The sequence below is a fragment of the Ramlibacter sp. genome, from assembly GCF_028291745.1.
GTDB lineage: Bacteria > Pseudomonadota > Gammaproteobacteria > Burkholderiales > Burkholderiaceae_C > Ramlibacter.
In genome coordinates, this window is sequence record NZ_JAQGNQ010000128.1 from 36,888 (window position 1) to 62,064 (window position 25,177).

The 25,177-nt window shown below is 69.4% G+C and carries 24 protein-coding genes; 12 read left to right on the top strand and 12 right to left on the bottom strand.

Annotation, left to right across the window (positions count from 1 at the left end):
* The first annotated feature begins 9 nt into the window (after nucleotides 1-9).
* From JWP60_RS23680 to JWP60_RS23695, 4 genes are read left to right on the top strand one after another with little or no spacing between them, the layout of a single operon-like run.
* Nucleotides 10-672, top strand: coding sequence for a glutathione S-transferase family protein (locus JWP60_RS23680; protein WP_299797009.1), 663 nt, complete (start codon nucleotides 10-12; stop codon nucleotides 670-672).
* A 44-nt stretch (nucleotides 673-716) separates the two neighbouring features.
* A complete protein-coding gene (locus JWP60_RS23685) occupies nucleotides 717-1,688 on the top strand; it encodes a tripartite tricarboxylate transporter substrate-binding protein (RefSeq protein WP_299797011.1) in 972 nt (323 codons plus the stop codon).
* Between the two features lie 8 nt (nucleotides 1,689-1,696).
* The gene (locus tag JWP60_RS23690) at nucleotides 1,697-2,479 is read left to right on the top strand and encodes a transporter substrate-binding domain-containing protein (RefSeq protein WP_299797014.1); all 783 of its coding nucleotides are present in this window, start codon (nucleotides 1,697-1,699) and stop codon (nucleotides 2,477-2,479) included.
* 12 nt (nucleotides 2,480-2,491) lie between these two features.
* The gene (locus JWP60_RS23695; RefSeq protein WP_299797016.1) at nucleotides 2,492-3,076 is read left to right on the top strand and encodes a YbhB/YbcL family Raf kinase inhibitor-like protein; all 585 of its coding nucleotides are present in this window, start codon (nucleotides 2,492-2,494) and stop codon (nucleotides 3,074-3,076) included.
* A 262-nt stretch (nucleotides 3,077-3,338) separates the two neighbouring features.
* On the opposite strand, the gene JWP60_RS23700 is transcribed toward JWP60_RS23695, so the two are convergent.
* Nucleotides 3,339-4,208 (bottom strand): isocitrate lyase/PEP mutase family protein, encoded by an 870-nt coding sequence (locus tag JWP60_RS23700; protein WP_299797019.1) that lies wholly within the window; start codon nucleotides 4,206-4,208, stop codon nucleotides 3,339-3,341.
* A gap of 2 nt (nucleotides 4,209-4,210) precedes the next feature.
* Complete coding sequence (locus JWP60_RS23705; RefSeq protein ID WP_299797021.1) at nucleotides 4,211-5,182, bottom strand: tripartite tricarboxylate transporter substrate binding protein; 972 nt, start codon at nucleotides 5,180-5,182, stop codon at nucleotides 4,211-4,213.
* A gap of 132 nt (nucleotides 5,183-5,314) precedes the next feature.
* Between JWP60_RS23705 and JWP60_RS23710 the strand changes: the two genes are divergently transcribed.
* Nucleotides 5,315-6,292: a hypothetical protein gene (locus JWP60_RS23710; RefSeq protein ID WP_299797024.1), complete on the top strand. Its 978-nt coding sequence runs from the start codon at nucleotides 5,315-5,317 to the stop codon at nucleotides 6,290-6,292.
* A gap of 295 nt (nucleotides 6,293-6,587) precedes the next feature.
* Here JWP60_RS23710 and JWP60_RS23715 read toward each other — a convergent pair whose 3' ends face one another.
* From JWP60_RS23715 to JWP60_RS23740, 6 genes are all read right to left on the bottom strand, one after another.
* A complete protein-coding gene (locus tag JWP60_RS23715; protein WP_299797027.1) occupies nucleotides 6,588-7,430 on the bottom strand; it encodes a polysaccharide lyase family 7 protein in 843 nt (280 codons plus the stop codon).
* 208 nt (nucleotides 7,431-7,638) lie between these two features.
* The gene (locus JWP60_RS23720; RefSeq protein WP_299797030.1) at nucleotides 7,639-8,448 is read right to left on the bottom strand and encodes an N-acyl homoserine lactonase family protein; all 810 of its coding nucleotides are present in this window, start codon (nucleotides 8,446-8,448) and stop codon (nucleotides 7,639-7,641) included.
* Nucleotides 8,449-8,580: 132 nt separating this feature from the next.
* Complete coding sequence (locus JWP60_RS23725; protein ID WP_299797033.1) at nucleotides 8,581-10,767, bottom strand: FUSC family protein; 2,187 nt, start codon at nucleotides 10,765-10,767, stop codon at nucleotides 8,581-8,583.
* 112 nt (nucleotides 10,768-10,879) lie between these two features.
* A complete protein-coding gene (locus JWP60_RS23730) occupies nucleotides 10,880-11,749 on the bottom strand; it encodes a hypothetical protein (protein ID WP_299797036.1) in 870 nt (289 codons plus the stop codon).
* A 115-nt stretch (nucleotides 11,750-11,864) separates the two neighbouring features.
* The gene (locus JWP60_RS23735) at nucleotides 11,865-12,413 is read right to left on the bottom strand and encodes a DUF6622 family protein (RefSeq protein ID WP_299797039.1); all 549 of its coding nucleotides are present in this window, start codon (nucleotides 12,411-12,413) and stop codon (nucleotides 11,865-11,867) included.
* A 268-nt stretch (nucleotides 12,414-12,681) separates the two neighbouring features.
* Nucleotides 12,682-13,488 (bottom strand): IclR family transcriptional regulator, encoded by an 807-nt coding sequence (locus JWP60_RS23740; protein ID WP_299797042.1) that lies wholly within the window; start codon nucleotides 13,486-13,488, stop codon nucleotides 12,682-12,684.
* 86 nt (nucleotides 13,489-13,574) lie between these two features.
* Between JWP60_RS23740 and JWP60_RS23745 the strand changes: the two genes are divergently transcribed.
* From JWP60_RS23745 to fahA, 6 genes are read left to right on the top strand one after another with little or no spacing between them, the layout of a single operon-like run.
* Entirely contained in the window at nucleotides 13,575-14,528 is a 954-nt protein-coding gene (locus JWP60_RS23745) for an MBL fold metallo-hydrolase (RefSeq protein ID WP_299797044.1), read from the top strand.
* Between the two features lie 2 nt (nucleotides 14,529-14,530).
* The gene (locus JWP60_RS23750; RefSeq protein WP_299797046.1) at nucleotides 14,531-16,213 is read left to right on the top strand and encodes an FAD-dependent oxidoreductase; all 1,683 of its coding nucleotides are present in this window, start codon (nucleotides 14,531-14,533) and stop codon (nucleotides 16,211-16,213) included.
* Nucleotides 16,214-16,218: 5 nt separating this feature from the next.
* Nucleotides 16,219-16,416: a DUF2783 domain-containing protein gene (locus JWP60_RS23755; RefSeq protein WP_299797049.1), complete on the top strand. Its 198-nt coding sequence runs from the start codon at nucleotides 16,219-16,221 to the stop codon at nucleotides 16,414-16,416.
* Between the two features lie 58 nt (nucleotides 16,417-16,474).
* The gene (locus JWP60_RS23760) at nucleotides 16,475-17,422 is read left to right on the top strand and encodes a tripartite tricarboxylate transporter substrate binding protein (protein WP_299797240.1); all 948 of its coding nucleotides are present in this window, start codon (nucleotides 16,475-16,477) and stop codon (nucleotides 17,420-17,422) included.
* Between the two features lie 8 nt (nucleotides 17,423-17,430).
* The gene (gene hmgA / locus JWP60_RS23765) at nucleotides 17,431-18,729 is read left to right on the top strand and encodes a homogentisate 1,2-dioxygenase (protein ID WP_299797052.1); all 1,299 of its coding nucleotides are present in this window, start codon (nucleotides 17,431-17,433) and stop codon (nucleotides 18,727-18,729) included.
* The gene (gene fahA, locus JWP60_RS23770) at nucleotides 18,726-20,042 is read left to right on the top strand and encodes a fumarylacetoacetase (RefSeq protein WP_299797055.1); all 1,317 of its coding nucleotides are present in this window, start codon (nucleotides 18,726-18,728) and stop codon (nucleotides 20,040-20,042) included. Before hmgA ends, fahA begins: the two co-directional genes overlap by 4 nt.
* A 31-nt stretch (nucleotides 20,043-20,073) precedes the next feature.
* Here fahA and JWP60_RS23775 read toward each other — a convergent pair whose 3' ends face one another.
* From JWP60_RS23775 to JWP60_RS23785, 3 genes are all read right to left on the bottom strand, one after another.
* Nucleotides 20,074-20,808, bottom strand: a complete 735-nt coding sequence (locus tag JWP60_RS23775; protein ID WP_299797058.1) for a siderophore-interacting protein — start codon at nucleotides 20,806-20,808, stop codon at nucleotides 20,074-20,076.
* Nucleotides 20,809-20,897: 89 nt separating this feature from the next.
* Nucleotides 20,898-22,196 (bottom strand): MATE family efflux transporter, encoded by a 1,299-nt coding sequence (locus JWP60_RS23780; RefSeq protein ID WP_299797243.1) that lies wholly within the window; start codon nucleotides 22,194-22,196, stop codon nucleotides 20,898-20,900.
* A 98-nt stretch (nucleotides 22,197-22,294) separates the two neighbouring features.
* A complete protein-coding gene (locus tag JWP60_RS23785; protein ID WP_299797061.1) occupies nucleotides 22,295-22,900 on the bottom strand; it encodes a DUF2239 family protein in 606 nt (201 codons plus the stop codon).
* Between the two features lie 139 nt (nucleotides 22,901-23,039).
* Between JWP60_RS23785 and JWP60_RS23790 the strand changes: the two genes are divergently transcribed.
* On the top strand, nucleotides 23,040-23,828 hold the full coding sequence (locus tag JWP60_RS23790; protein WP_299797064.1) for a pentapeptide repeat-containing protein: 789 nt from the start codon (nucleotides 23,040-23,042) through the stop codon (nucleotides 23,826-23,828).
* A gap of 33 nt (nucleotides 23,829-23,861) precedes the next feature.
* On the opposite strand, the gene JWP60_RS23795 is transcribed toward JWP60_RS23790, so the two are convergent.
* Entirely contained in the window at nucleotides 23,862-25,082 is a 1,221-nt protein-coding gene (locus JWP60_RS23795) for an MFS transporter (protein ID WP_299797067.1), read from the bottom strand.
* Between the last annotated feature and the right edge of the window lie 95 nt (nucleotides 25,083-25,177).

Genomic DNA, 25,177 nt, shown 5'->3' on the forward strand with positions numbered 1-25,177 from the left:
GCTGATCGCATGACTGAACTGGCCCTGTACCACTCCCCCGGCGCGTGCTCGCGCGTGCCGCTGATCCTGCTTGCCAAGGCGCAGGCCGACTACGACCTGCGCATCGTTCGCATCCCCGCGGGCGAGCACCGCGCACCGGCGTTCCAGCAGGTCAATGCCAAGGGCAAGGTGCCCGTGCTGGTGCGCAACGGCGAGGCGCTGACCGAGAACGTCGCGATCGTCAGCTTCCTCGCGCAGCAGTTCCAGCAGGCGCGCCTGCTGCCCAATCCGCTCGATGGCTGGGGTTACGCGCAGGCGCTGTCCTGGCTGGCCTGGGGCGCGACCACGCTGCAGCCGCTGGTGGGCCGCATCCGCTCGCCGCAGCGGATCGCCGAGGGCGAGCAGGCCCAGGCCAGCGTCAAGGCAATGGGGGTCGCCGAACTGCAGCGCTCGCTGCAACTGGCCGACCAGCGCCTGGCCGGCCGCCCCTGGCTGGCCGCTGACGACTGGATGGCGCCCGATGTCTACCTGTTCTGGGTGGTCACGCGCGGCACGGAAAACGGCGTCGACCTGGCGAAGCTGCCCAACGTCGCCGCGCACTTCGCGCGACTGCAGCAGGACGCGGTGGTGCTGCGGGCGCTCGAACGCGAGGCCGCCGCTGCAGCGGCACTGCCGCCGCCCGCCTCTCACTGAAATTCCAACAGGCCGCCCGCCGGCCCAGATCGAGGAGACCGCAGATGAAGCGTAGAGCGTTCCTTGTTTCGACTGGCGCCGCGGCGCTGGTGGGCGGGCTGCCTGCGTGGGCCCAGTCCTGGCCCGACAAGCCGGTCAAGTTGATCCTGTCGCAGCCGGCCGGATCGGGGCCGGATGCGATGGCGCGCATGCTGGGCGAGCAGCTTGCGCGCAAGTGGAACCAGGCCGTGGTGGTGGACAACAAGCCCGGGGGCCAGAACGCGATCGGCGCGCAGGCCGCCGCCAAGGCGGCGCCCGACGGCTACAACTTCTACTACGCGACGACCGCGGCACTGGTCACCAATCCCTACCTGTTCAAGACGCTGCCCTACGATCCGCGCAAGGACTTCGTGCCGGTGGCGATGATCGGCATGGTGCCCTTCGCCCTGTGCGTGAACACTAACTCGTCGATCAAGTCGCTGGCCGACCTGGTGGCCTATGCGAAAGCAAATCCGGGCAAGCTGACCATCGCCAATGAAGGGCCCAAGACCTTCGGCGGCATGATGACGCGCCTGTTCGCGCAGCAGCTCGGGTTGCAGGTGAACCCGGTCCCTTATGTCTCCGTCGGGGCGGCGGTGGTCGACACCATAGGCGGCCAGACCGAGGCCGTGCTGGTCGACGTCCCCGCGATCATGCAGATGGCCAAGGCCGGCAAGCTGCGTCCCATTGCCGTGACCACGGCCAAGCCTGTGTTCGGCCTGGAGAGCGTGCCGCCGATGGCCACCGTGATCCCCGGCTTCGACTATGCGGGCTGGCATGGCGTGGTGGCGCCGGTGGGCACGCCGGCCGCGGCGATCCAGCGCTTCAACCGCGACCTCGACGCCTTGCTTACCGACAAGGAGATGGCCGCACGGATCCTCGCCGTGGGCCCGATCACCGAAGGCGCCGGCACGCCGGAGCAGATGGCGGGCTTCCTGCAGGCGGAGCACCAGCGCTGGAGCAAGCTGACGCGCGACGTGGGCATCCTGCCGGAATGAGGCGCACCATGAAACACGTCCTCGCCTTCCTGCTGTTCCTGCTTGCCGCGTCCTGGTCCTTCGCCGGAGCGAAGGAGGACGTGGCACCCACCGGCGTGCTGCGCGCCACCTTCCTCGGGACCAATCCCGTGCAGGCGCACATCGATGCGAAAACGGGCGAGATCACCGGCATCGTGCCGGACCTGGTGAAAGCCCTGGCCGCGCGCCTGGGCCTGCCTTACGAGATCCAGCCCGCCGCCAACGCAGCCGACATCGTCAAGCGTCTGGCGGAAGGCCGCGCCGACATCGGCTTCATGGCGTATGACGAGAAGCGCGCCCGCGAGGTCGACTTCTCCGACTCGTATGCGCTGATGTTCAATGCCTTCGTGGCGAAGGCCGATTCACCGATCGCGGCGAGCGCGCAGGTGGACCGACCGGGCGTGAAGATCGCGGCGGTGAAGGGGCAGACGCAGGAGATCGTCCTGAGCCAGACCGTCAAGCAGGGGACGATGGTGCTGCTGGATCGCAAACCCGACGCGGTGCAGTTGCTCGGCTCCGGCCAGGCGGATGTCTATGCCGCCAACCGGCACGACGCGGAACTGGTGGCCCAGGGTTCGGGCGGCCGGCTGAAGGTGCTGCCGGACAACTTCCTGGCCGTCGACCAGGCGGTGGTGACGCGGCGCGGCGAGCCGGCGCGCCTGGCGGAAGTCAACCGCTTCATCGTGGATGTGCGCACCGACGGAACGGTGCAGAAAGCCATCGCGGGCAGCGGCATCTCGGGGCTGGCCGTCGCCAGGGAAACCCATCGCTGACCAGGAGACAAGATGAAGACAACGAACACTCTCGCGCTGATGGCTTGCGCTGCCGCGCTTGCTGCCTGCACCGCCATGCCGGCCAGCGCGCCGCCGGCGAGCACCGGCTTCACGCTGTGGTCGCCCGGCTTTGCCGACGGCGCCGACTTGCCGCAGCGCTATTCGGGCAACATCGCCAGCAATCCGAATTGCGTCGGCGCCAACGTGTCGCCGCCGCTCGCCTGGAGCAACGTGCCGGCCGGCACGCGCAGCATCGCGCTGATGGTGCACGACCAGGAGGGCCGCAACGGCACCGGCGTGGTCCACTGGATCGCCTACGGCATCGCGCCCACCGTTTCGGGTTTCGCCGAGAACGAGGTCAGCGCGCCTTCGCCCAGGTACGTGGGCGGCAAGAGCACGCAGGGGCTGCCCAACTACATGGGCCCGTGCCCCGGGCCGAACACCGGACATCACCACTACCTGTACACCGCGATCGCAACCGACCTCGAGCCGGGCGCGTTGCAGCCGGGGCTCACCTGGCCGGAGGTGCAGGAGCGCCTGGCCGGCGGTCACGCAAAGGGGGCGAGCAGCATCGTGCTGCGGTTCGGGCGGCCTTGAGTCCTGGATGTCATTGCGGGCTTGACCCGCAATCCACGCGGCGTTGGTGTAAAGGCCATCGTGGATCCCGGGTCGAGCCCGGGATGACATCCAACAGCCCGGGGTGACATCCTTCGATGTCATTGCGGCCCAGGGGCACATTGCGGGCTTTTGGATGTCATTGCGGGCTTGACCCGCAATCCATGCGGCGCTAGTGCGGGCGCAGTCGTGGATCCCGGGTCAAGCCCGGGATGACATCCAACAGCCCGGGATGACACCTCCTTCAGCTATACCGCTTCTCCAGCGCATCCCACTCCGGCTTGCCCACCAGCCGTTGTCGCTCCGCGAAGCTGGCGACCAGCGTCGGGTCCTCGTCGATGCGCCTGGTGTCCCGCAGTACCGACAACGCCCGGTTCATTCCCGCCAAGGCCCCCTGCAGCGCCGCATTCGCATACAGCACGATCGCAAATCCCAGTCGGCCCAGCTCCTCGGCGTCAAAGATCGGCGTGCGGCCCCCGATCACCATGTTCATCAGCTGCGGTGCCTGCAGGCGCTGCGGCAGGGCGCGCACTTCCTCCGGCTTCGTCACCGCCTCCACGAACAGGATGTCGGCGCCGGCCTCGCTCATCTTCTGCGCGCGTTCGATCGCCGCCTCGAAGCCATGCGTGGCGCAGGCGTCGGTGCGGGCCATGATCAGCAGGTCGGGGTCGCGTCGGGCATCGACGGCGGCCTTGATCTTGCTCACGGCCTCCTCGGTGGAGATCACTTCCTTGCCGCTGAAGTGGCCGCAGCGCTTGGGCGCGACCTGGTCCTCGAACTGGATGCAGTCCGCGCCCGCGCGCTCCAGCGTGCGCACCGTGTGGCGCACGTTCAGCGCATTGCCGAACCCGGTGTCCGCATCGACGATCAGCGGCAGTTCCACCGCGTCGCGGATGCGGGCGGTGTGGTCCGCGATTTCCGCCAGGCCCATGAAAGCCTGGTCCGGCAGACCCATGGCCATGTTGGTGACGCCCGCCCCCGTGATGTAGATCGCCTCGAAGCCGAGATCGGCGATCACGCGCGCCGACAGCGCATTGAAGGCCCCCGGCACGAGCACCCCGCGCTTGGCCTGCGCCAGCGCGCGCAGCGCCGCGCGCGTGCTCTGGGTCGCCATCGTCATTCGTCCTTCATGCCGGTGGCCTTGACCACCTTGCCCAGGCGCGCACGCTCGTCGTCGCAGAACTTCACGAAGGAAGCGCGGGTGCCGCCGATCGGCTCGATGCCCATCGCGCGCAGCTTCTCGACCACCGCGGGGTCCTTCATCGCCTTGTCGACCGCCGCAGCCATCTTGTCCTGGATCTCCGCCGGCGTTCCGGCGGGCGCGTGCACACCCGCCCAGTGGGCGATCTGCACGTCCTTGAAGCCCTGCTCCATGGCGGTGGGCAGTTGCGGATAGGCGGAGATGCGCTGGGTCCAGGTGGTGGCCAGCGCCTTGAGCTTGCCGGACTGGATCTGCGGCAGCACGACGATGCTCGCTTCCGAGGTCGCGTCGACCTGGTTGCCCAGCACGGCAGACACCGATTCGCTGCCGCTCTTGTACGGCACGACATCCAGCTTGGCGCCGTATCCGGTGGTGAGCATGCCTTCCACGAAGTGGGGGGTGCTGCCCACCCCCGCGGTGCTCCAGTGCAGGCCGGCACCCTTCTTCGACGCGGCGACGAACTCCTTCAGGTCCTTGTACGGCGAGTTGGCCGGCACGATGATCACCGACGGCGCCAGGCCGATCATGGCCACCGGCACCAGGTCGCTGTCCTTGTACGTCACCTTGCGGATCATGCTGTTGGAGACCACGCCCGCGGAGCTGACCAGGAAGGTATAGCCGTCCGGCGCGGCCTTGGCGACGACGTCGGTGCCGACGATGGTGCCGGCCCCCGGCTTGTTGTCGACCACGATCGGCTGGCCGAGAACCTTGGAGGCACCATCGGCGGCAGCGCGCGCCAGCAGGTCGTTGGCGCCGCCCGGGCCGAAGGGCACGACGAAGTGGATGGGGTGGCTGGGCCACTTGTCAGCGGCCAGGACGGGCGCGGCCTGCGTGAGCGCGAGCAGGCCAGCGGCGCAGGCCAGGGCGGAACGGCGGGAAACGGTCATGGAAATCTCCGGAATGCAAGGAGCCGCCGCGGGCGCGGCGAGCCTGGGGCGAAATTATCGCCGGCCGCGAAAGGCCGCTTCGTGGACGCAACGCATGGGCATGGGTTGCCAGGCTCCTGAACTTGCGCCAGCATGCAGCAGGAGGATGAGTTCATGGCGGATCGCCGGCACGGACAAGGGGAGGGAGCGGGTTGCGGACGCGCTGTGCTCAGGGTGGCGCGCGGCTTGGCACTGGGGTTCGGCCTCGGCGCGAGCACGCTCGCAGCGCTTGCATGTCCACAGCCAGGGGACGTCTTCGATGCGTGGATCGTCGCCGCTGGCCCTGGTGGCGCTCCGGCGATCGCGCTGCGACAGCATGCGCCGTCCACGGCCAACGTCGCTTCGTCGATCTGGAACAGGCCTCTCGTCGCATTGCTGCTTGCCTCCGCGGCGGGGACGATGGAGCCACAGACACTTCCGCAGCGACTGGCCGACAGTGGTCCGCCGCGATCGAGCGAAGTATCCGTCGCGGCCGTCGCCACGCCTGCTTCTCCCTGCGCGTCATTGCTGCTGCACGCAAAGCGCGCTGGCGTGCCGAGCGCGTTGGTGCATTTCGACGCCCGCGGTGTCGTTGCCGATGTGCAGTCGCTCACAGCGCAAACGCTGGGATTTGATCCGGCGCGCTATGAATGGTCGGTGACTGCGCCCGGCGCTGACGCCGACGCCGACGGCAATGACAATGGCAATGGCAATGGCGCACCGACCCTGGTCGTGTCCGAGGGCGATGCTGCGCGAGGCGCGCTCGCCCGCCGGCCCGACGGTGTCTATGCGATGGATCCCGCTGCGTCGGCAGTGGCCGTCTGGAACAGTTTTCTGAAGGCGGCGAACAGCGGCGACGCCAAGCTGGCCGTCGCGCACCTGGCGAACGGGGCGCGGAATCGGCTGGCGCATGACTTGTTGGCGGCTGGCCCGGGGATTGCGGCGCTCGCGAGAGACGTCGTGTATGTCGGTGCCGACTACGTGGCAGACGAGATCGTCGCGGTGCAGACGGTGGTCCGGATCACCAGTGAGAGCCACCGGGTGTTCGAGCAACAGATCATGCGGCACGAAGGCCTCTGGTTCGTCGAGTAGATGTGAGCCCTGTGCGTCCTCGTAGGCTGGGCTGCCGCAGGCACCCCAGCATTCGGGCGCACGATCGCTGGGGTGCCTGCGGCAGCCCAGCCTACGACGAGAGCCGGGGCGCCCCCAGCGCAGCGCCATCGCATCCAGCCGCCGCGCCGTCTCGATCAGCAGTGCCCGGCTTGCCGGTTGCAGCGGCGGCCACCGTCGTGGCGGCCTGGTTCAGCCGCTCCCCGCTCGCCGCATCGAACACATGCGCCTGCGCCGGTTGCGCGCGCAACCAGATGCGATCGCCGGGCCGCGCGTCCTAGTGCGTCACCGCGATCGCCGAACACGCCACGCTGGTGGCATCCCCCGCCGGATTGCCCGCGTTCGGCGCCGTGTGATACGCGCCGACCTTGAAGTAAAGCGGCGCCGCGTTCCAGCTGCTGTCCACCGTGAAGCTGCGCTGCGTTCCATTTGCGCTGGCGGTCAGCACACCGGCCGCGAAGGACAGCGTATAGGCGACTGGCTGGCCGAGCGCCACGCCGGACACGAGCGCCGTCAGCGCATGCCGGCTGCCGTCGGTGTCGCTCTGGTACACGTCGACCGCGATGTCCTGGGTGGCCACCCGGTACACGACCTGCGCGAACACATGGTTCTCGCTGCGCAATTGGCCGATCACTGCCGTCGCTGAGGCGGTGGCGACCTGCCGCACTTCGCACCTGGCGGAGAGCGCGCCCGATCCGGTCCAGTCGCCCCGCGCATCGCCCTGGCGGTCGAACTCACGCAGCTCCGACCGCGTGTGGTCGGTGCCGACCCCCGGCGTGGTGACCGCGCCATTGGCCGGCGCGGTGAAGACGATGCGGCCCTGGCCGTCGGCGCGGAAGTAGTCGTCGGTGAAGCCGGCCACCAGTTCCTGCGGCAACACCGTGCGCGCCCCGTTCTGCGGGCTGTCGCTGCCGGCGGAATCCACGGGGAGGTTCAGCTTCCAGCCGGAAAGATCCATCAGGCTGGCCGGCGTGACCGTGGCGGCGATGCTGCTCGAAACGCCCGCCGCTGGCGCGGTGTCCGGTGCGGCCGCGCCCCCGCCGCCGCAAGCGGCCAGGGTCGAGACAAGAAGGAGGGTGGCCGAGCCGGCGAGCCGGGGGTGGGAGAGCAAGGAATGCATGGGGGAGAGCGTCTGATCGGGTCGCGCCATCCGCAAGCCCAGCCAGGATTGTCGCGACCCACCGCAGGAACTCCGGCCACTGACCCCCTTGCCCAGTTGACCTTGGCCGCCAAGCGTGAACATTTACCGATGCACGCGCAGCCCCGCCTTCAAGGCCGCGCAGCGGCGGCCTCGAACGCGCGGCCGGGCTGAGAGCGCCCGGTCGCGCTCAGCGCGCCGCTGCCGGGAAGGCGGGCAGCTTGTCGATGTCGCGCGGGTCGTGCTGGATGATGACCGTGGCGTTCAGGTTCTTCTGGATCTGCTTGATGCGCTCGATCGAGGCCACCGTGTCGGCACGGTCGTAGTTGAAGCTGGGCACGCCGTCGTTGTCGTAGTTCTCGTGGAAGTGCGCCGCGTCCCCGAGCAGGATGACGGGGCCCTTTTCCTTCAGGCGCACCAGCAGCGACTGGTGGCCGGGCGTGTGGCCCGGGGTGCGCAGGATCATGACCGTGCCATCGCCGAAGATGTCCTTGTCGCCGGGCTGCGGTTCGACCTTGCCGCCGCCGCTGATCCAGTGCGTGAAGCCCGCGACGTTGGCGCCCTGCATGGGCGTCGCGGCGGTAAGCGCAGTCCATTCGCGGTCACCGATCAGAAGCGTTGCGTTCGGCACGGTATTGAGCTGGCCGGTGTGATCGGCATGGAAGTGGCTGATGCCCACGTACTTGACCTGGTCCGGCCGCACCTTCATCCGGGCGAGTTGCTCGCCCAGCGACACCGTGGGCGCGCTGGGGTTGGAGCCGGGCGCGTAGCCGGTGTCCCAGACCATGTAGTCGTCGCCATGCTTGATCACATAGCAGCTGAAGGTGAAAGGCACGCGCGGGTTGCTGTACGCGAAGGTGTCGCTGAAGCGCCGCTGGTCGTTGAAGCCGTTGCCGCATTCGAGCCGGGTGAGGGTGACTTCCGGTGCGGCCGGCTGCGCCGAGGCGGACAGCGCGCCGAAGGCACCGGCGACGAACAGGGCGTGAAGAATCCTTCGCATGCGTTTCTCCTCTGGAGGGTTGGGGTTCTGGCGAAACGGCGGCGAGTGTGCCTGAAGCCTTTCGTTTGAGCTAGCGGGGGATACGCGCGCCTGCGCGGCCGTAGCACTCCCGCCCGGGCTTGCGGCCGGACCTCACCCCGCCGCTGCCCTCGCCGCATCGGCCTGCAGTTCCCTCGCGATATCCACCGCCAGCATCAGCCGCCGCTGCACCCAGGGCGTCAGGTCACGTTCCCCCGCATCCGGCAGTTCCAGCATCGGCGGCGGATCCTCGTGGCCGGTGGCGGCTGGTTGCGGAGCGGCGCGCGCAAGGGCGCCGGCGATCGCCTGCTTCGCTTCCTCCAGCGGCGGGTTCAGCCGCGGAAAGTCCAGCCGGTCACGCCGCTGCAGCAGCATGGTCTTGATCGCGGTGAGCTGCGCCAGCAACTGGTAGCCGTGCCCGAGCAGCCGCTCCAGGTCCTGCAGCGGCGGGCGCACCGCGCGCGGCTCCGAGAGCGAGCGCTGCACCGCCTGCACCAGCGCCGAGAGGCTGTCGTACGCCTCCCGGCGCGCCAGGCGCCAGGCCAGCTCCGGCTGGCCGCCGCCGGCGCTGGGCTGCGCCAATGCGAGTGCGAGCTCCGCGTGCCGCGCCTGCGCCGCCAGCGTGCGCGCCACCAGCGCGCCGACCTGCGTGCGTTCCCAGGAGGGCAGTACATAGCTGAAGACCCACGCGATCGAGACCCCGAGCAGCGTGTCCAGCACGCGCTCGGCCACCTCGAACACGGGCGAGACGTCGGGCGCCAGCTGGTGCGCCTGCAGCAGCGCGAGCACCGTGGCCGAGACGGCGGTGACCAGGTAGCGCTGCAGGGCGAACGCATGCGCGACCCCTTGCGCGCCCGCCACCACCAGCACCAGCACCAGCGGCGACAGTTGCGCGCGCAACAACACGCCGGCCAGCACGCATCCCAGCAAGGTGCCCGCCACGCGGCTGTTGCGCCGCTCCAGCGTCTGCGCCAGGCTGCCGCGCAGCACCACGACGATCGTCAGCAGGATCCAGTACTCGTGCGATCCCCAGGGCAGCGCCATGCCCACGCCATAGCCGGCCGCGATGGCCAGTGCGGCGCGTATGGCGTGGCGCAGCGGCGGCGCGTCCCAGCGCCACAGCGACAGGAAGGGCCGCCAGGTCCATTGGGTCGGGCTCACGAACAGCTGCCAGGCCGTGCGCACGATGGCGACATCGGGGGGCCGCTCGCCGCGCGCCAGTTGCATGAGCCGCGTGACCTCGTCGTGCACATAGCCGACGCGCCGCGACAGTGCGCCGCCGAGCAGTTCCGGCGCCGGTGCGTGGAGGTCGGCCAGTCCGGGCGCGGGTGCCTGCGCCGCCGCCGCGGCCAGCGCGGGCCGCTGGTGCGCGAAGGCGGGCGGTAGGCGCTGCAGCATCAGCGCCTCGGCGAGTTGCTCGAGGTCGCCGGCCAGCGCCTGCAGCTCGATGCCGAGGATCCGCAACAGCTCCTGCTGCCCGGGCGCGGCGCGCAAGGCGTCCAGGTCCAGTGCACAGGCGACGAGGTGATCGCGCATGTCCAGCACCTGCATCAGCATGCCCGCGAGCTGCAGGCGGCGCTCGGTGGTGGGCGCCTCCAGCAGGAGGTTGCGGGCGGCCTGCAACTGGTCGGCCAGCGTGGCCTGCTGCTTCATCAGGCGGCCGACCAGCGCGGTGCGCCGCTGCGCTTCCGGCTCCATGGTGAAGTGCAGGCCTTGCGTGCGCATCAGCGCCGCGATGGCCCAGAGCGAATCGGCCACCGCCAGCACGCGATAGCGCGGGTTCAGGAGCGAGTTGGCCGTGGTGCCCCACAGGATGTAGATCCAGGCGCCCAGCGCGAAGGCAAGCGTCTCGCGCAGCGCCTGGTCGATGTCGCCCGGCCGCGGCGCCGCGAGTGCGAACACCATCGAGAACATCACCGAGACCGACACCGGCAGGCCGCGCCGTCCCCACGCGGCACCGAGGAAGGCGCAGAAGGTGGCGCCCACCAGCAGCAGCGCCAATGCAGGCCCCGACTGTCGCAACACGCCGGTCGCGAAGAACAGCGGCGTGCCGATCAGCACGGCGGGCAGGAAGTGCGTGAACTTGCCGCGCTTGGGAGCGGGCTGGTCCGGCGGCGTCACCACGATCGCGCCGACCCCCGCAGCCGCGCCGGCCGCGGCACCCAGCAACAGGTGGACCAAGGCCGTCACCAGCAGCAGGCCCAGCGCCGCGACCATGCCGTTGGCGACGTAGGAACTCAGTGCAATGCGCCGAGTCGTGCGCAGCAGGGCGAGGAACTGGAGTCCCGGTTTCTTGGGCATCGCGTGCAGATCGTTGTCTGCGCCGGATTGTTGCATTGGCGCGCTGCCGGCCCGCCGTGGACAAGCCGTGCGCAGGAGCAGCCGCGCGTGCGGCGTCCCGCCGGCAGCTGCTTCAGAGGCCGGAGGCGGAGACGGAGGTCCGCAGGGCTTGCGGCTCGCGCAGTTGCTGCGGTGGCCGCGGCGCGCCGGCATCGCTCGCGCCGGAGTGCCTGGGCAGCGCGGGCGGACGTGCATTCGGATCGGTCACGTCCCAGGAGCCGAAGACCTCGCGCGGCGGCTTCGTCTCCGGCAGCACGTAGACGATCGCGCCCGTGCCGCGGACCGTGGGGCTGATCACCTGCTCGTAGAACGGGATCGGCAGGTTGATGCAGCCATAGGAGATGCGCCGCACCTTCGGATCCGGCGATGCAAGCCGCTCCGGCCGATGTTGCTCCGGGAAGGTGGTGATCACGCGGTGCATGGCGACCGCGGAGTCGTAGTCGATCCAGACCACGTCGACGCCCGTGTCGTCCACGCCCGGCTCGGCGACGAAGCGGCCGGCCGGCGTGGTCCTCTCGTCTTCGGGGACCTGGGCGAGCGGCTTGTCGCCGACGCCGGGCACCGTGCCGTCGCCCACTGCCATGCCCAGCAGCGCCGGTGCGCTGGCCAGCAGCAGGCCGTCGGGCGTGAAGGCGTAGACGGTGGCTTCCTTCTTGTCGAGGATCACGACGGCGCGCCCGTGGTTGTCGCGCGTATGGAAGGCCCAGTTCGCCACCTCGCGCACGCCTGGCGACGCGGGCGTGCCATGGAAATCGGCAAGCGCTCCGGGATGGGCGACGACCTGGGCTGCTTCGACCGTGGCCGGATGCTTGGCGGCCGAGGCCGGCTCACCGGGTGGCGCGGCACCGGCCGCCGGGCACACCAGGGCGACTGCGGCGACGGCGGCAAATACCGCGCAGCCGGAGCGCAGGAGTTTCAGGTGGGCGGGCATCGTCAGGGGCATGGTTGGCACGACAACAAGGGCAACGGACGCAGCTTAGAAGCATGAGCCGCAGCCGGGCATTCCCGATTGCACTGCCTGGGCGTAGGACACTGCCGACCATGCCCCCGTCCCACCGTCACGCCGGCACGGCAGCCAACGCGGGGCGCAGCGCCAGGCGCCAGAGGCGGAAGCTGCGGCCCACGAACATTCCGGTCAGGGCGCCATAAAGACCGGCGACGGTCAGCACGTACTGGTTGTCCTGCACCAGATGCGGCGCCATCGCGAGCTCGACCCCGACGACGTACTTCACCAGGAAGATGCCGAGAATCAGCAGCAGCGGCACGATGCTGCCCGGCAAGGCGTAGGTGCGGCGCACCGGGTCGAACTGCGCATTGCTGCGGCCGGCGCCCAGCAGCGCAAAGGCCACGCCGGCCGCCGCGATCCAGACGAACATCGCCGCTTCGAAGTGGCTGGAGCGCCCCAGCGCGCTGAACGTGCCCCACACGGAGAAGATCGTCATCGTGACCGGTAGCAGCGACACGCGCGTGAGGCCGACCGTGCGGTCGCGCAGCTGGGTGGCGCCCAGCGCGATCAGGCCGGCGAGCAGGCCCCACACCCAGGTCGGCGTGCCGCGCAGGATGGGGACGGTGGCTTCCGGATGGCTGGCAAGAAGTTGGAGCAGCATGGGGTTCTCCTGGTGCGAGGGTCGAAGTGGAAGTGCCAGGCAGCCACTGTGCAAGCGACGACCGCTCGAGGCGAGGCAGCTGCGACGAACCGTCGGATTCGGGGCGCGAACTGCCGCAGGGGGCAAGCGAGTGGAGCCGGTCCGCTACGGTAGGGTTCGCTCGTGGAGGTGGGCTGCGGGTAGCGCATCCCACGTTCGAGGGCCGGAGCGGTGGGGCGCGCTGCGCGCGACCCACCCTACCGACAAGAACAGCCTTTGAAGGCGAGGCTCAGTCCGCCTGCGCCTGCGAAGTCCGGGCTCCGAGCTGTCCCGAGATCGCCGTGGCGGCGCGGGTCAGTTCGCGGGCCGCCGCGCTTTTGGTGCTCGCCGGCAGCGTTGCGCTCGGGCCAATCGCGGTGAGCGCCAGCACCATCTTGCCGAAGCCGTCGAACACCGGCGCCGACAGTGCCGTGATGCCGTGCACCGAGCCGTCCACGAGCGAGCAGAAGCGGTCTTCGCGGATGCGCGTCAGATCGGCCTGCAGCGCCGCATCGAGCTTCGCGGTGCGGTGGCCGCTTTCGGTTGCCAGCGCGGCCAGCACCTGCTCGCGCGGCATGAAGGCGGCGAACAGCCGGCCCGAGGCCGTGCCGCGCACCGAGACCACCGTGCCGTGGCGCATGTTGACGTGCACGGCCGTCGGCCCCTCCTCCAGCCGCACAAAGGTGGGACCGCGGTTGCCCCAGATCGCCACGCCCACGGTGTGGCCGATGGCCTGGGCAAGCCGTGGCAGTTCCGCCGTCGCCAGGCGGATCGGGTCCACCTGCTGCAGGCTGATCAGGCCGAGCTGCAGGGCCAGCGGGCCGAGCCCGTAGTAGCCGGTCGCCGGGTCCTGCTGGATGAGGCCGAGCTTGCCGAAGCTCACCAGGTAGGGGTGCGCCTTGGCCGCATTCATGCCGGCTTCGCGCGCCAGGTCCTTCAGCGCGGTCGGGCGGCCGAAGTGCGCCAGCGCGCGCAACAGCTGGCCGCCGACCTCGATGCTCTGGATGCCGCGCGACTCTCGGGCGACGGAGTCGTTTTCTTCTGGAAGGCCACTCATTCGGGTTTTTACCTAGACAAACCGATTAGACATTATCAAACGCGTTGACTAAGATCAAGCGTTAGTCATACCCAAATCCATTTCACATGAGCAAAGCCTTCGCCTCCCAAGCCGACCTCGAAGAGAAGAAGGTCAGCTTCATCCAGCTTTCCGACAACGCCTATGCGTACACCGCCGAGGGCGACCCGAACACCGGCGTCATCATCGGCGACGACGCCGTCATGGTGGTCGATGCGCAGGCCACTCCGGTGATGGCGCAGGACGTGATCCGCCGCATCCGCGAGGTCACGGACAAGCCGATCAAGTACGTCGTGCTGAGCCATTACCACGCGGTGCGCGTGCTGGGCGCCTCGGGCTACGGGGCGGAGCACATCGTGGCCAGCCGCGACACCCGGGACCTGATCGTCGAGCGCGGCGAGCAGGACAAGGCCAGCGAGATCGGCCGCTTCCCGCGCCTGTTCCAGGCGGTCGAATCGGTGCCGCCCGGCCTGACCTGGCCCACGATGACCTTCACCGGTGCGATGTCGATCTGGCTGGGCCAGCTCGAAGTGCAATTGCTGCAACTCGGTCGCGGCCACACCAAGGGCGACACGGTGGCCTGGCTGCCGCAGCAGCGCATCCTGTTCTCCGGCGACCTGGTGGAGTTCGGTGCCACGCCCTATGCCGGCGACGCGTATTTCCGCGACTGGCCGCAGACGCTGGACAAGCTGGCGAAGCTCGATCCGCTCGCGCTGGTGCCGGGTCGCGGCGCCGCGCTCACCACCCCCGAGCAGGTGCGCCAGGGCGTGGCCGGCACCCGCGCCTTCATCAGCGATGTCTGGGAGCTGGTGCGCGCCGGCGTCGAGGCGGGCAAGGAGCTCAACGCGGTCTACCACGAGGTCTACGCGCAACTCAAGCCGCGTTATGCGCACTGGGTGATCTTCGACCACTGCATGCCGTTCGACGTGACCCGCTGCTACGACGAGGCCACGCAATACCCGGACCCGCGCATCTGGACCGCCGAACGCGACATCCAGATGTGGCAGACGCTGGAGGGCTGAGCGTGCAGCGGGCCGGCCAGCCTGCGCCCGCGGGCGCGGACGTCGACTACCAGGCGCTCGCGTTCCCCTACCGCCGCTCGAGCGATCAGGACGCGCCCGCGCGCGTGCGCCGCCCGGTGGTGATCGTGGGCGCCGGCCCCGTGGGCCTGAGCCTCGCCATCGACCTGGCGCAGCGCGAAGTGCCGGTGGTCCTGCTGGACAACGACTGCCGCCTCTCCACCGGCTCGCGCGCCATCTGTTTCGCCAAGCGCACGCTGGAGATATTCGACCGGCTCGGTTGCGGCGAGCGGATGGTGGACAAGGGCGTGTCGTGGAACCGTGGCCGCGTGTTCTTGCGCGACGAGGAGATCTACAGCTTCGACCTGCTGCCCGAGAGCGGCCATGCACGGCCCGCCTTCATCAACCTGCAGCAGTACTACGTCGAGGGCTATCTTGCGGAGCGCGCCGCGCAACTTGCGCTGGTCGAAATGCGCTGGTGCAACAAGGTCACCGGCGTGGAGCAGCGCGGCGATCACGTGCTGGTGCACGTCGAAACGCCCGAGGGCCCGTATGCCTTCGAGGCCGATTACCTCGCGGCCTGCGACGGCTCGCGGTCCACGGTGCGCCAGCTGCTGGGACAGGAGAGCAAGGGCCGCGTGTTCCGCGACCGCTTCCTGATCGCCGACGTGAAGATGAAGCTGGCGCAACCGGCGGAGCGCTGGTTCTGGTTCGACCCGCCGTTCCACCGCGGTCAGAGTGTGCTGCTGCACATGCAACCCGATGGCGTGTGGCGCATCGACTTCCAGCTTGGCTGGGATGCCGACCCCGAGCAGGAAAAGCGGCCCGAGAACATCATCCCGCGGGTCCGGGAGATGCTGGCGCACTCCGCCTGGAAGGACGCCGAGTTCGAGCTGCAATGGGCCAGCGTCTACACCTTCGCGTGCCTGCGCATGGAGCGCTTCCGGCATGGCCGCATCCTGTTCGCAGGAGACTCCGCGCACGGGGTTTCGCCGTTCGGGGCGCGCGGTGCCAATTCCGGCGTGCAGGACGCCGAGAACCTCGCGTGGAAACTGGCCGCCGTGCTGCGCGGTCACGCGCCTGACGCACTGCTGGACACCTATGCCTGCGAGCGTGAATACGCGGCCGACGAGAACATCCTGAACTCCACGCGGGCCACCGACTTCATCACGCCCAAGAGCGAGATCAGCCGGCTGTTCCGCGACGCGGTGCTGGAACTGGCCAAGACCCAGCCCTTTGCGCGCACGCTGGTGAACAGCGGTCGGCTCTCGGTGCCGGCCACATTGCACGAGTCACCGCTCAATACGCCCCTCGACCATGCGGTGCAAGGCCGGATGTTGCCCGGCGCGCCGGCGGCCGATGCGCCGGTGCAGGGCGCGGATGGCACGGGCGATTGGCTGCTGCGCTGTCTTGGCCCCGGCTTCACGGTGCTGATCGCGGGCAGCCTCGATGCCCGGATGCGCGGCGACCTGCGCCGCGCCGGCGAAGGCCTGGCTTGCCTCACCGTGCTGTGCGTCGGCGCGGAAGGCGATCTGCGCGACCCCCAAGGCCTGCTCGCACAGCGCTACGATCTGCAACCCGGCACGGTCATCCTGCTGCGCCCGGATCAGCATGTGTGCGCCCGCTGGCGCAAGCTCGATGCGCAGGCACTGCGCGCTGGCCTGGAACGCGCGCTGGCCCACGCCTGAACTCCATGACGCTCGTCACCGCCCCCAATCTCAGCGCCCCGGACGATTTCTACCAGGCGCTGATCGAAACGCACCAAGGTCTTGCGCCCGAGGAAAGCCACGCGCTCAATGCGCGGCTGGTGCTGCTGCTGGCCAATCACATCGGCTCGCTGCCCGTGTTGCGCGAGGCACTGCGGGCAGCGCGCGGCGAGCGCCCCGAGTGAATTGCAACTTTTTTCCTGGAGACAGAACTTGAATTCCAAGCAAACCCTTCGTCGCACGCTGCTCACCCTGGGCGCTGCCGCCTGCGTGCTGCCGCAACTCGCCCTCGCGCAGGTCAGCCGCCCGATCGAGTGGGTGGTCGGCTATCCCGCCGGTGGCGGCTCCGACGTGGTGGCCCGCACCGTCGCCGATGCCATGAGCAAGACGCTGGGCGAAAACATCCTGATCAACAACAAGCCGGGCGCCGCCACCAACATCGCCGCCGGCTACGTCGCCAACTCCAAGGACTTCGGCCACATCCTGTTCACCGCCGACTTCGCGACGCTGGCCGCCAATCCGTGGCTGTTCACCAAGCTGCCCTACAACCCCGAGAAGGACTTCGTGCCGGTCGGCATGCTCGCCCGCTTTCCGCTGCTGCTGGTCGTGGCCCCCAACGTGCCGGTCAAGAACTACCAGGAATTCGTCGCCTGGGCGAAGTCGCAGCCGAATGGCGTGAGCTTCGCCTCCGCGGGCATCGGCAGCCCGCATCATCTGGCGGGTGAACTGCTGCGCGAGCGCACGGGGCTGAAGATGCAACACGTTGCCTATCGCGGCGCGGCGCCGGCGGTGCAGGACCTGCTGGGCGGCCAGGTGCCCTGCGCCATGATGGACACGGCCACCGTGCAGCAGTACCTGGCGCAGGGCAAGCTGCGCGCGATCGGCGTCGCCAGTCCGCAGCGCCTGAAGACACTGCCGGAGGTGCCCACGCTGTCCGAGCAGGGCCTCAAGGATTTCGTCGCCTATGCCTGGCAGGGCCTGGTCGTGCCGGCCGGCACACCGCCCGAGACGGTCGCGAAATTCAGCAAGGCGCTGGCGGCGGCGCTGGACTCCACCCACGTCAAGGCGCGCTTCCAGGCCCTGTCGCTGGAGGCCTTGCCGGGCACGCCGCAGCAGATGGCTGACTACACGCGCGCCGAGCGCGAGCGCTGGGGCAAGGTCGTCAAGAGCGCGGGCGTGAAGCTGGATTGAGGCCGGGCATGGACTCTCTTCGCTACCAGACCGGCTTCGGCAACGAATTCGCCAGCGAGGCCGTGGCCGGCGCGCTGCCGCAGGGGCGCAACAGCCCGCAGCGCGCGCCCTTGCAGTTGTATGCCGAACTGATTTCCGGCACGGCCTTCACCGCGCCGCGCGCCGAGAACCGGCGCACCTGGGTGTACCGCCGGCAGCCCTCGGTGGTCGCCGGCGCCTATCAGCCATACGAGCAGCCATGGTGGCTCACCGGCGCGCAGCCGGGCGCGGTGATCCCGCCCGAGCCGCTGCGCTGGGCCCCCTTCGAAATTCCGCCGCAGCCGCTCGATTTCATCGATGGCCTGCGGACCGTTGCCGTCAACGGGGACGTCGAGGCGCAGACCGGCATGGCCGCCCACGTGTACCTGTGCAACCGCTCCATGCACAAGCGCGCCCTGGTCAATGCGGACGGCGAGATGCTGCTGGTGCCGCAACAAGGGCGCCTGGTGCTGCGTACCGAGCTGGGCGTGCTGGAGGTCGAGCCGGGCGAGATCGCGCTGCTGCCGCGCGGCATCGCCTTTCGCGTGGAACTGCCCGATGGCGATTCGCGCGGCTATGTGTGCGAGAACTACGGCGCGCTGTTCCGCCTGCCGGAGCTGGGCCCGATCGGCTCGAACGGGCTGGCCAATGCGCGCGACTTCCAGGCGCCCGTGGCCGCCTACGAGGAGACCGGCGAAGGCTGCGAGCTGGTGAAGAAATTCGGCGGCCACCTCTGGCGTGCCGAGCTGAAGCAGTCGCCCTTCGACGTGGTCGCCTGGCACGGCAATCTCGCGCCGCTGAAATACGACACCGCGAACTTCATGGTGATCGGCTCGATCAGCTTCGACCACCCGGACCCGTCGATCTTCACCGTGCTCACCTCGCCCTCGGACACGCCGGGCACCGCCAACTGCGACTTCGTGATCTTCCCCCCGCGCTGGCTGGTGGCCGAGGACACCTTCCGCCCGCCCTGGTACCACCGCAACGTGATGAGCGAGTTCATGGGCCTGGTCTACGGGCAGTACGATGCCAAGCCGCAGGGCTTTCGCCCCGGCGGCGCCTCGCTGCACAACTCGATGGTGCCGCACGGCCCCGACGAGGAAGCGTTCGAGCGGGCCAGCAGCGCATCGCTGCAGCCGCACAAGCTGGAGAACACGCTGGCCTTCATGTTCGAAAGCCGGTGGCGCTTCCAGCCCACCGCTTTCGCGCTGAATGGCGGCGCGCTCGATCGCTCGTATGCGCAATGCTGGTCGGGCCTGGCCGATCGCTTCGCCGCGGGGAAGCCATGACCGTCGATGGCACGCACGATCCCGCCCTGCGCAGCTGGGTGGTTTCTGCCAATGAGGCGGACACCGACTTTCCGATCCAGAACCTGCCGTTCGGGCGCTTGCGTCGCGCCGGCAGCAGCGATGCGTGGCGCATCGGCGTGGCGATTGGCGACCAGGTGCTGGATCTGCACGCCGCGCTGGCGCAAGGCCAGTGGAGCGCCGAGCTGGCGGCGCTGCTGCAGCCCTTGGCTCGGGGCGAGCTGAAAAGCCTGATGGCCGCGGGTGCGTCGGCGCGCAGGCCATTGCGCGCGGCGCTCTCCGATGCGCTGCGCGCAGGCAGCAGCCAGCGTGACGCACTCGCAGCATGCCTGCTGCCGCAAGCGCAATGCGAGCTGACGCTGCCCTGCGCGATCGGCGACTACACCGACTTCTACACCGGCATCCACCATGCCACTGCGGTCGGCAAGATGTTCCGGCCCGACAACCCGCTGCTGCCCAACTACGACTGGGTGCCCATCGGCTATCACGGCCGCAGTTCCTCGATCGTGCCCAGCGGGAACGCCATACGGCGGCCGAACGGGCAGGCGAAGGGCCCGTCGGCGAGTGCCCCCGTGTTCGGGCCGAGCGAGCGACTCGATTACGAAGTGGAACTCGGCTTCCTGATCGGGCCCGGCAACGAACTCGGCACGCCGATTCCCATTGCGCAGGCGGAGGGCCACCTGTTTGGCGTGACCTTGTTCAACGACTGGTCCGCGCGCGACATCCAGCCCTGGGAGTACCAGCCGCTGGGGCCCTTCCTCTCCAAGAACTTCGGCACCACGATCTCGCCGTGGGTCGTGACGCTGGAAGCGCTGGCGCCGTTCCGTGCGCCGCTGCAGCGGCCCGCGGGCCGCCCCGATCCGCTGCCTTACCTGCACTCGGAGAACAATCGCGCGCATGGCGCGTTCGACATCCAGCTGGAAACCTGGTTGCAGACCGCGGCCATGCGCGAAGAGGGCGCAGCTGCCGTTCGCATCGCCACCAGTTCCGCCGCCGAGGCCGGCTTCTGGACCGCGGCGCAATTGATCGCGCACCATGCCTGCGGCGGCTGCAACCTGCAGCCGGGCGACCTGCTCGGCTCGGGCACGTTATCGGGACCGGCGCCGGAGCAGGCGGGTTCGATGCTGGAGCTGAGCGCGGGGGGCAAGAAAGCGATCCGCCTGCCCAATGGCGAGGAGCGCACCTTCCTGCGCGACGGCGACACGCTCACGCTGCGCGCGTACTGCGAGCGCGCAGGCGCTCGCCGCATCGGCTTCGGGGAGTGCAGCGGGACGGTGTTGCCGGCCGTCTCCTGATACGCCTGCGGGCACTGGCCCGCAGCGCGGCTTACTCGAGGTTCTCGTGAAACTCGGAAGCCCCGCGCTTCCAGTACGCGGCCACCCGCATCGCTTCGCGCGGGTGCTTCTTGTACTGCAGCAGCACCTGGCGCACGGCCGCCATGCTGGCCGCTTCGCCGGCGCACCACACGAAGCCCTCGCCTTCGGGCAGGGCTTCGGCACGTACCGCTTCGATCAATCCATCGCTCGTGTCGACCCAGCGCACCGTGAGCTGCGCCTGCGTCGACAGCGGCAAGCGATCGGCCTCGTCGGCGTGCACGATCACGATTGCCGGCGTGCCGGCCGGCAGTTCCTCGAGGCGGCGACGGATCGCGGGCAGGGCCGTGTCGTCGCCGGCCAGCAGGTGCCAGGCGTAGTCCGTCGGGATGATCATCGAACCGCGCGGGCCGCCGACCACCACACGCTGCCCGACGCGCGCCTGCCGCGCCCATTCGGACGCGCCGCCGTGGCCATGCAGCGCGAACTCGATGGTGAGCCGGCGTTGCGCCGGGTCGAAGCTGCGCGGCGTGTAGTCGCGGCGCACCGGCTCGTCGCCGGGGCCGTCTATCATGAACTTGACGTGGTCGTCGAACGAAAGGGAGATGAAGTCGACGAGCGACTCGCCGCCGAGGGTGACTGCGACGAAGCCGGGGCTGAGCCGCTCGACTGCGACGACTTCCAGCTCGCGGCGCTTGAGTTCGTGGCGCACGCGCTCGACGCGCCGCACGACAGGGGTGGGATCCATCACTGACTGCCTGGTTGGTGGGCGATGCCATCGATCATGCGCGTGGCCGAAGCAGGCCGGCGCAAGGAGCGCGGAGTCGGCGCAAGCGCTTACACCATCCGCACCACCTTCTTCTTGCGCCAGACCAACTGGTAATACAAACCCTGCAGCACCAGCATGGCCGTGAAGGTGATCGGATAGGCGATCCACACGCCGTTGAGCCCCAGCCGGTGGCTGAGCACCCAGGCCGAGGGCACCTCGATGGCGGCGATGCAGAAGATGGAGATCGCCGTCGGGACCAGCACCGTGCCGCTGGCGCGCATCACCCCGCTCAGGACCGAGGCGCAGCCGAACACCAGGCTGCTCCACAACATGATGTGCAGCAGGACCTGCGCGAGTTCGAGCACCGGCGCGCTGGTGATGAACAGCGCGATCAGGTGGCGCGAGAAGAGATAGCCCAGGACCACCAGCGTGCCCGTCACCACCAGGTTCATCTTCAGACCGGTGCGGGTGATCGCCCGCAGGCGCTCCGGCGTGCCGCGGCCGATGGCCTGCGCGCCGAGAATGGACGCGGTGATCGCGATCGACAGTGCCGGGAACTGCACGTAGTTCACCACCTGGTTGACCGCGCCGTAAGCCGCCGTGGCCTGCGAGCCGAAGCCGTTGACCATGGAGAGCAGGGCGATTTCCGCCAGCGAGATCACGATCATCTGCAGCCCGGTCGGCAGGCCGATCTTCACCACCAGCTTCAGCAGCCGCGGGTCGATACGCATCGCGTGCAGCAGTTCGCGATCCAGTGCCAGCGGGTGCTTGCGATACCGCATGTACCACGCGAGAAAGGCGAGCGCCGAAATAAAGGACGCGACGGCCGCCGCCGCCGCGCTGGTCACGCCCAGTTGCGGCAATCCGAACCAGCCGCGGATGAAGGCCGGCGTCAGCACGCAGGACACCGCGGTGGAGATGCCCAGCGCCAGCAGCGGCGTGACCGTGTCGCCCACGCCCCGCATCAGTTGCGTGAGCAGGAGGAACACCAGCAGCGCCGGCATGGCCAGCATCATCACGCGGGCATAACCGACTGCGACGGGCATCACGTCCGGCGGCGTGCCCAGCGCCCCCAGCAGCGCGTTGGTGAAGGCGCCACCGAACAGCGCAACCAGTCCGCCGAGCACCAGGCCCAGCGTCAGCGCGGTGCCGGCGATGGCCTTCACCTTGTGCGGTTCGCGCGCGCCCCAGGCCTGGCCGATCAACACCGAGGCGCCGGCGCCGATGCCGATCACCAGCGAGATGAAGAAGAACAGGATCGGAAAGAGACCGGCCACGGCAGCCAGCGCTTGCGTACCGAGCATCTGGCCGACGAACACGTTGTTCAAGGTGCCCGAGAGCGATTGCAGCAGGTTGGCCAGGATCATCGGCCCGAGGAACACGAGGAAGCTGCGCCACAGCGGCGGCTGCGCGGGCGCGGACGCGGGAGCGGGGCCGGCGAGGGCGCTGGCGATGTGGTTGTGGTTCATGCCCGCGCCTCCGCCTCGAAGGCGCCCGCGGCCAGTGCCTGCGCATGCGCGCGGATGTCCTGTGGCCACTCGGACAGGGCTTGCCCGAAGCGATCCGCGTCGCGGGCGAACAGTGCGCGCAGCGCGTTCTCGTAGCCGGGCAGGTTGCCGCCGATGGCGTGCAGGAACCGGTAGGCACGCTCCTGCGCCACGCGCTCCGGCTGGGCGCCGCCTTCGCGCCGGGCGCCTTCCACCAGCCGGCGCAGCGTGACCGAGGCACCGCCCGGTTGCGCGGCGAGCCATTCCCAGTGGCGGGGCAGCAGCGTGACCTCACGGGCGACGACACCGAGTTGCGGACGACCGCGCCCGCGCAAGGGCGGGCTGGCCGGTGCCGGCGCGGCCGGCGCGTCATTGCCGGAGCCCGCGCGCGCGGCGGCTTCGTCCGGTGTGCCGCGCAGGTCCAGGTCGACCTGCCGGCCTTCGGGATCGAACACCAGCAGCGGCTCGTCGGGCGTGCCGGCCTGGGCCACTGCGGCGGCGCGCGCGACCTCGGTGAGGGGGCCTTCGGCCAAGCGGCGCCAGCCCAGGAAGGCGCAATAGGAGGGGGAAGTCGTCGCGATCATCGTTCGAATTTTACCCGGGCATTAATTGCAAAGTCAATTACACCCGGGTAAATATGGAGAAGGAGTCAACACCGGCGAAATGATGGCCTGCCCCGCAGCGCGGTGCTAATCTGCACCGGCAAGGAAGAGGAGGGCCTCCGTGACTCCATCGCGCACGCGCGTTCGAGCGGGCCTCGCTGCGGCCGGCATCTCGCTGCTTGCGCTGGGCGCCGCTGCGGCCGATCTCTCGCGTGAGCAGGTGCTGGCCGTGCTCGCCAAGACGCCGGGCGAGCGCGCGGTCTTCGACGGCAAGGACCTCTCCGACCTGGACCTCAGTGGCCTCGACCTGCGCGGTGCCAGCCTGCGCGGCACCAATCTCTTCGCCAGCAAGCTGGTGTCGGCCGATCTGCGCGGCGCCGACCTCGCCGGTGCCAACCTCAATGGCGCGTGGTTGATGGGCGCCGACTTCACCGGCGCGCAGCTGCGCGGCGCCAGCATGCTCTCGCTCGTGATCCTGGGCGGGACGGTCAAGAAGATGCCCACCTTCCGCAACGCCGATCTGCGCGGCACGCGGATCATTGCCGATCTGCCGGGCGCCGACCTGAGCGGCGCCGACCTGGGCCAGGCACGGATCGGCGTGGAGATCCGCAACCAGGGCATGGGTCAGATGCGCACCGACCTCACGGGCGCCAACCTCGCCGGCGTCAACCTCGAAGGCGCGGACCTGAATCGCTCGCTGCTGGCGTTCGCGAACCTGAGCAACAGCAAACTGCGCGGAGCCAACCTGTTCCGCGCCAAGCTCTCCGGCGCGGACCTCACGGGCGCTGACCTCGCCGAGGCCGACCTCACCGAAGCGGATCTCGCAGGCGCCATCCTGCGTGGGGCCAAGGGTCTGGCGCAGGCCAAGGGACTGGACCGCGCGGAGAACCTCGACAAGGCCGTGCGTTGATCGCACCGCGCTGCCGCGCTGCCGCGCAGTGGATCAGAAGACCGGCGCCGTCTCGCGCAAGGCGATGCGCCGGCGCGGCCGAAGGCGATCGCCGCTGCCCACCACCAGCGAGCCGGCGACCAGCAAGGCCGCGCCTGCCGCGAACGTGGCTGCGATGGAGAGGTGATCGAGCAGCAGGCCGCCTAAACCAGCCCCCGACATGATGGCGAGTTGCACCGCCGCCACCATCAGGCCACCACCCGCCTCCGGTTCGTCAGCGACTTCCACCGCGAGCCAGTTGAACCACGCCACCGGAACTGCCGCATTCAACGCGCCCCAGGCAAGCAGGAGGACGGCCACCGGCCAGACCCGGTGACCCACGGCCAGCAGCGCCATGGTGACCGCGGCAATTGCGAGGGGCAGGCCGCGCAACATCCGGTGCAGGTGCCGCCCGAGCAGCGCAGTCGCCCCCGGGGTGCCGGCGAAGCCGCCCAAGCCAAACGCCAGCAGCAGCAGCGACAACTGCGGCAGCGTGGCATGCGTGTACGTCTGCAGGAAGGGCCGCAGGTAGGTGAAACTGGCGAAGGTGCCGCCGAAGGCCAGCATCACGCCAGCGACCGCGAAGGCCACGTGCCGCCGCTTCAAGAGGTCCAGCACCCTGCGCACCGGAAGCGCGCCGGACGAGCGCATCGCCGGCAGGCTGAGCCATTGCCAGGCCAGGCTCACCGCTGCCAACGGGACCAGCGCCCAGAACACGCCGCGCCAGCCGATCACACCGCCCAGGTAGCTGCCGATGGGAGCGGCAATCGCAGTGGCAACCGCGTTGCCCATGTACATCACGCCCAGCGCCTTGGGCACCGATGCCTCGGGCACCAGCCGCATGATGGTGGCCGTGGCCAGCGACCAGAAGCCGCCGATGGTGATGCCCAGGAGCGCGCGTGCGGCCATGAGCACGGTGAAGTTCGGCGCGCATGCGATCAGGACCAGCGATGCCAGCATGAAGGCCGTCATCGTGGCGAGCACGTGGCGGCGGTCGAAGCGGCTGGCGATCACCGGGATCGAGAGGCTCGCGATCAGGGCGAACAGCCCGGAGATCGAGATGGCCTGGCCGGCCATGCCTTCGGTCGCGTGCAGGTCGTGCGCAATGGGCGTGAGCAGGCTCACCGGCATGAACTCGGAGGCGATCAGCAGCGCCACGCACAAGGTCATCGCGCCGACGGCGCTCCAGGCCGGCGCGGCCGGCTGCACTTGCTTGCTTGGAGAAACAGGAGACATCGATCGATGGTAGGGGCGCATGCCGGCAGCGGTAGCGCTCCCGGGTGCATGGCTCTATGCGCGGAGCCGATGAATGCCACGGTTGCTGGCGCAAG

Coding starts and splice junctions, on each gene's coding strand:
- JWP60_RS23680 (WP_299797009.1), top strand. CDS start 10: ATGACTGAACTGGCCCTGTACCACTCCCCCGGCGCGTGCTCGCGCGTG.
- JWP60_RS23685 (WP_299797011.1), top strand. CDS start 717: ATGAAGCGTAGAGCGTTCCTTGTTTCGACTGGCGCCGCGGCGCTGGTG.
- JWP60_RS23690 (WP_299797014.1), top strand. CDS start 1,697: ATGAAACACGTCCTCGCCTTCCTGCTGTTCCTGCTTGCCGCGTCCTGG.
- JWP60_RS23695 (WP_299797016.1), top strand. CDS start 2,492: ATGAAGACAACGAACACTCTCGCGCTGATGGCTTGCGCTGCCGCGCTT.
- JWP60_RS23700 (WP_299797019.1), bottom strand. CDS start 4,208: ATGGCGACCCAGAGCACGCGCGCGGCGCTGCGCGCGCTGGCGCAGGCC.
- JWP60_RS23705 (WP_299797021.1), bottom strand. CDS start 5,182: ATGACCGTTTCCCGCCGTTCCGCCCTGGCCTGCGCCGCTGGCCTGCTC.
- JWP60_RS23710 (WP_299797024.1), top strand. CDS start 5,315: ATGCAGCAGGAGGATGAGTTCATGGCGGATCGCCGGCACGGACAAGGG.
- JWP60_RS23715 (WP_299797027.1), bottom strand. CDS start 7,430: ATGCATTCCTTGCTCTCCCACCCCCGGCTCGCCGGCTCGGCCACCCTC.
- JWP60_RS23720 (WP_299797030.1), bottom strand. CDS start 8,448: ATGCGAAGGATTCTTCACGCCCTGTTCGTCGCCGGTGCCTTCGGCGCG.
- JWP60_RS23725 (WP_299797033.1), bottom strand. CDS start 10,767: ATGCCCAAGAAACCGGGACTCCAGTTCCTCGCCCTGCTGCGCACGACT.
- JWP60_RS23730 (WP_299797036.1), bottom strand. CDS start 11,749: ATGCCCCTGACGATGCCCGCCCACCTGAAACTCCTGCGCTCCGGCTGC.
- JWP60_RS23735 (WP_299797039.1), bottom strand. CDS start 12,413: ATGCTGCTCCAACTTCTTGCCAGCCATCCGGAAGCCACCGTCCCCATC.
- JWP60_RS23740 (WP_299797042.1), bottom strand. CDS start 13,488: ATGAGTGGCCTTCCAGAAGAAAACGACTCCGTCGCCCGAGAGTCGCGC.
- JWP60_RS23745 (WP_299797044.1), top strand. CDS start 13,575: ATGAGCAAAGCCTTCGCCTCCCAAGCCGACCTCGAAGAGAAGAAGGTC.
- JWP60_RS23755 (WP_299797049.1), top strand. CDS start 16,219: ATGACGCTCGTCACCGCCCCCAATCTCAGCGCCCCGGACGATTTCTAC.
- hmgA (WP_299797052.1), top strand. CDS start 17,431: ATGGACTCTCTTCGCTACCAGACCGGCTTCGGCAACGAATTCGCCAGC.
- fahA (WP_299797055.1), top strand. CDS start 18,726: ATGACCGTCGATGGCACGCACGATCCCGCCCTGCGCAGCTGGGTGGTT.
- JWP60_RS23775 (WP_299797058.1), bottom strand. CDS start 20,808: ATGGATCCCACCCCTGTCGTGCGGCGCGTCGAGCGCGTGCGCCACGAA.
- JWP60_RS23780 (WP_299797243.1), bottom strand. CDS start 22,196: ATGATCCTGGCCAACCTGCTGCAATCGCTCTCGGGCACCTTGAACAAC.
- JWP60_RS23785 (WP_299797061.1), bottom strand. CDS start 22,900: ATGATCGCGACGACTTCCCCCTCCTATTGCGCCTTCCTGGGCTGGCGC.
- JWP60_RS23795 (WP_299797067.1), bottom strand. CDS start 25,082: ATGTCTCCTGTTTCTCCAAGCAAGCAAGTGCAGCCGGCCGCGCCGGCC.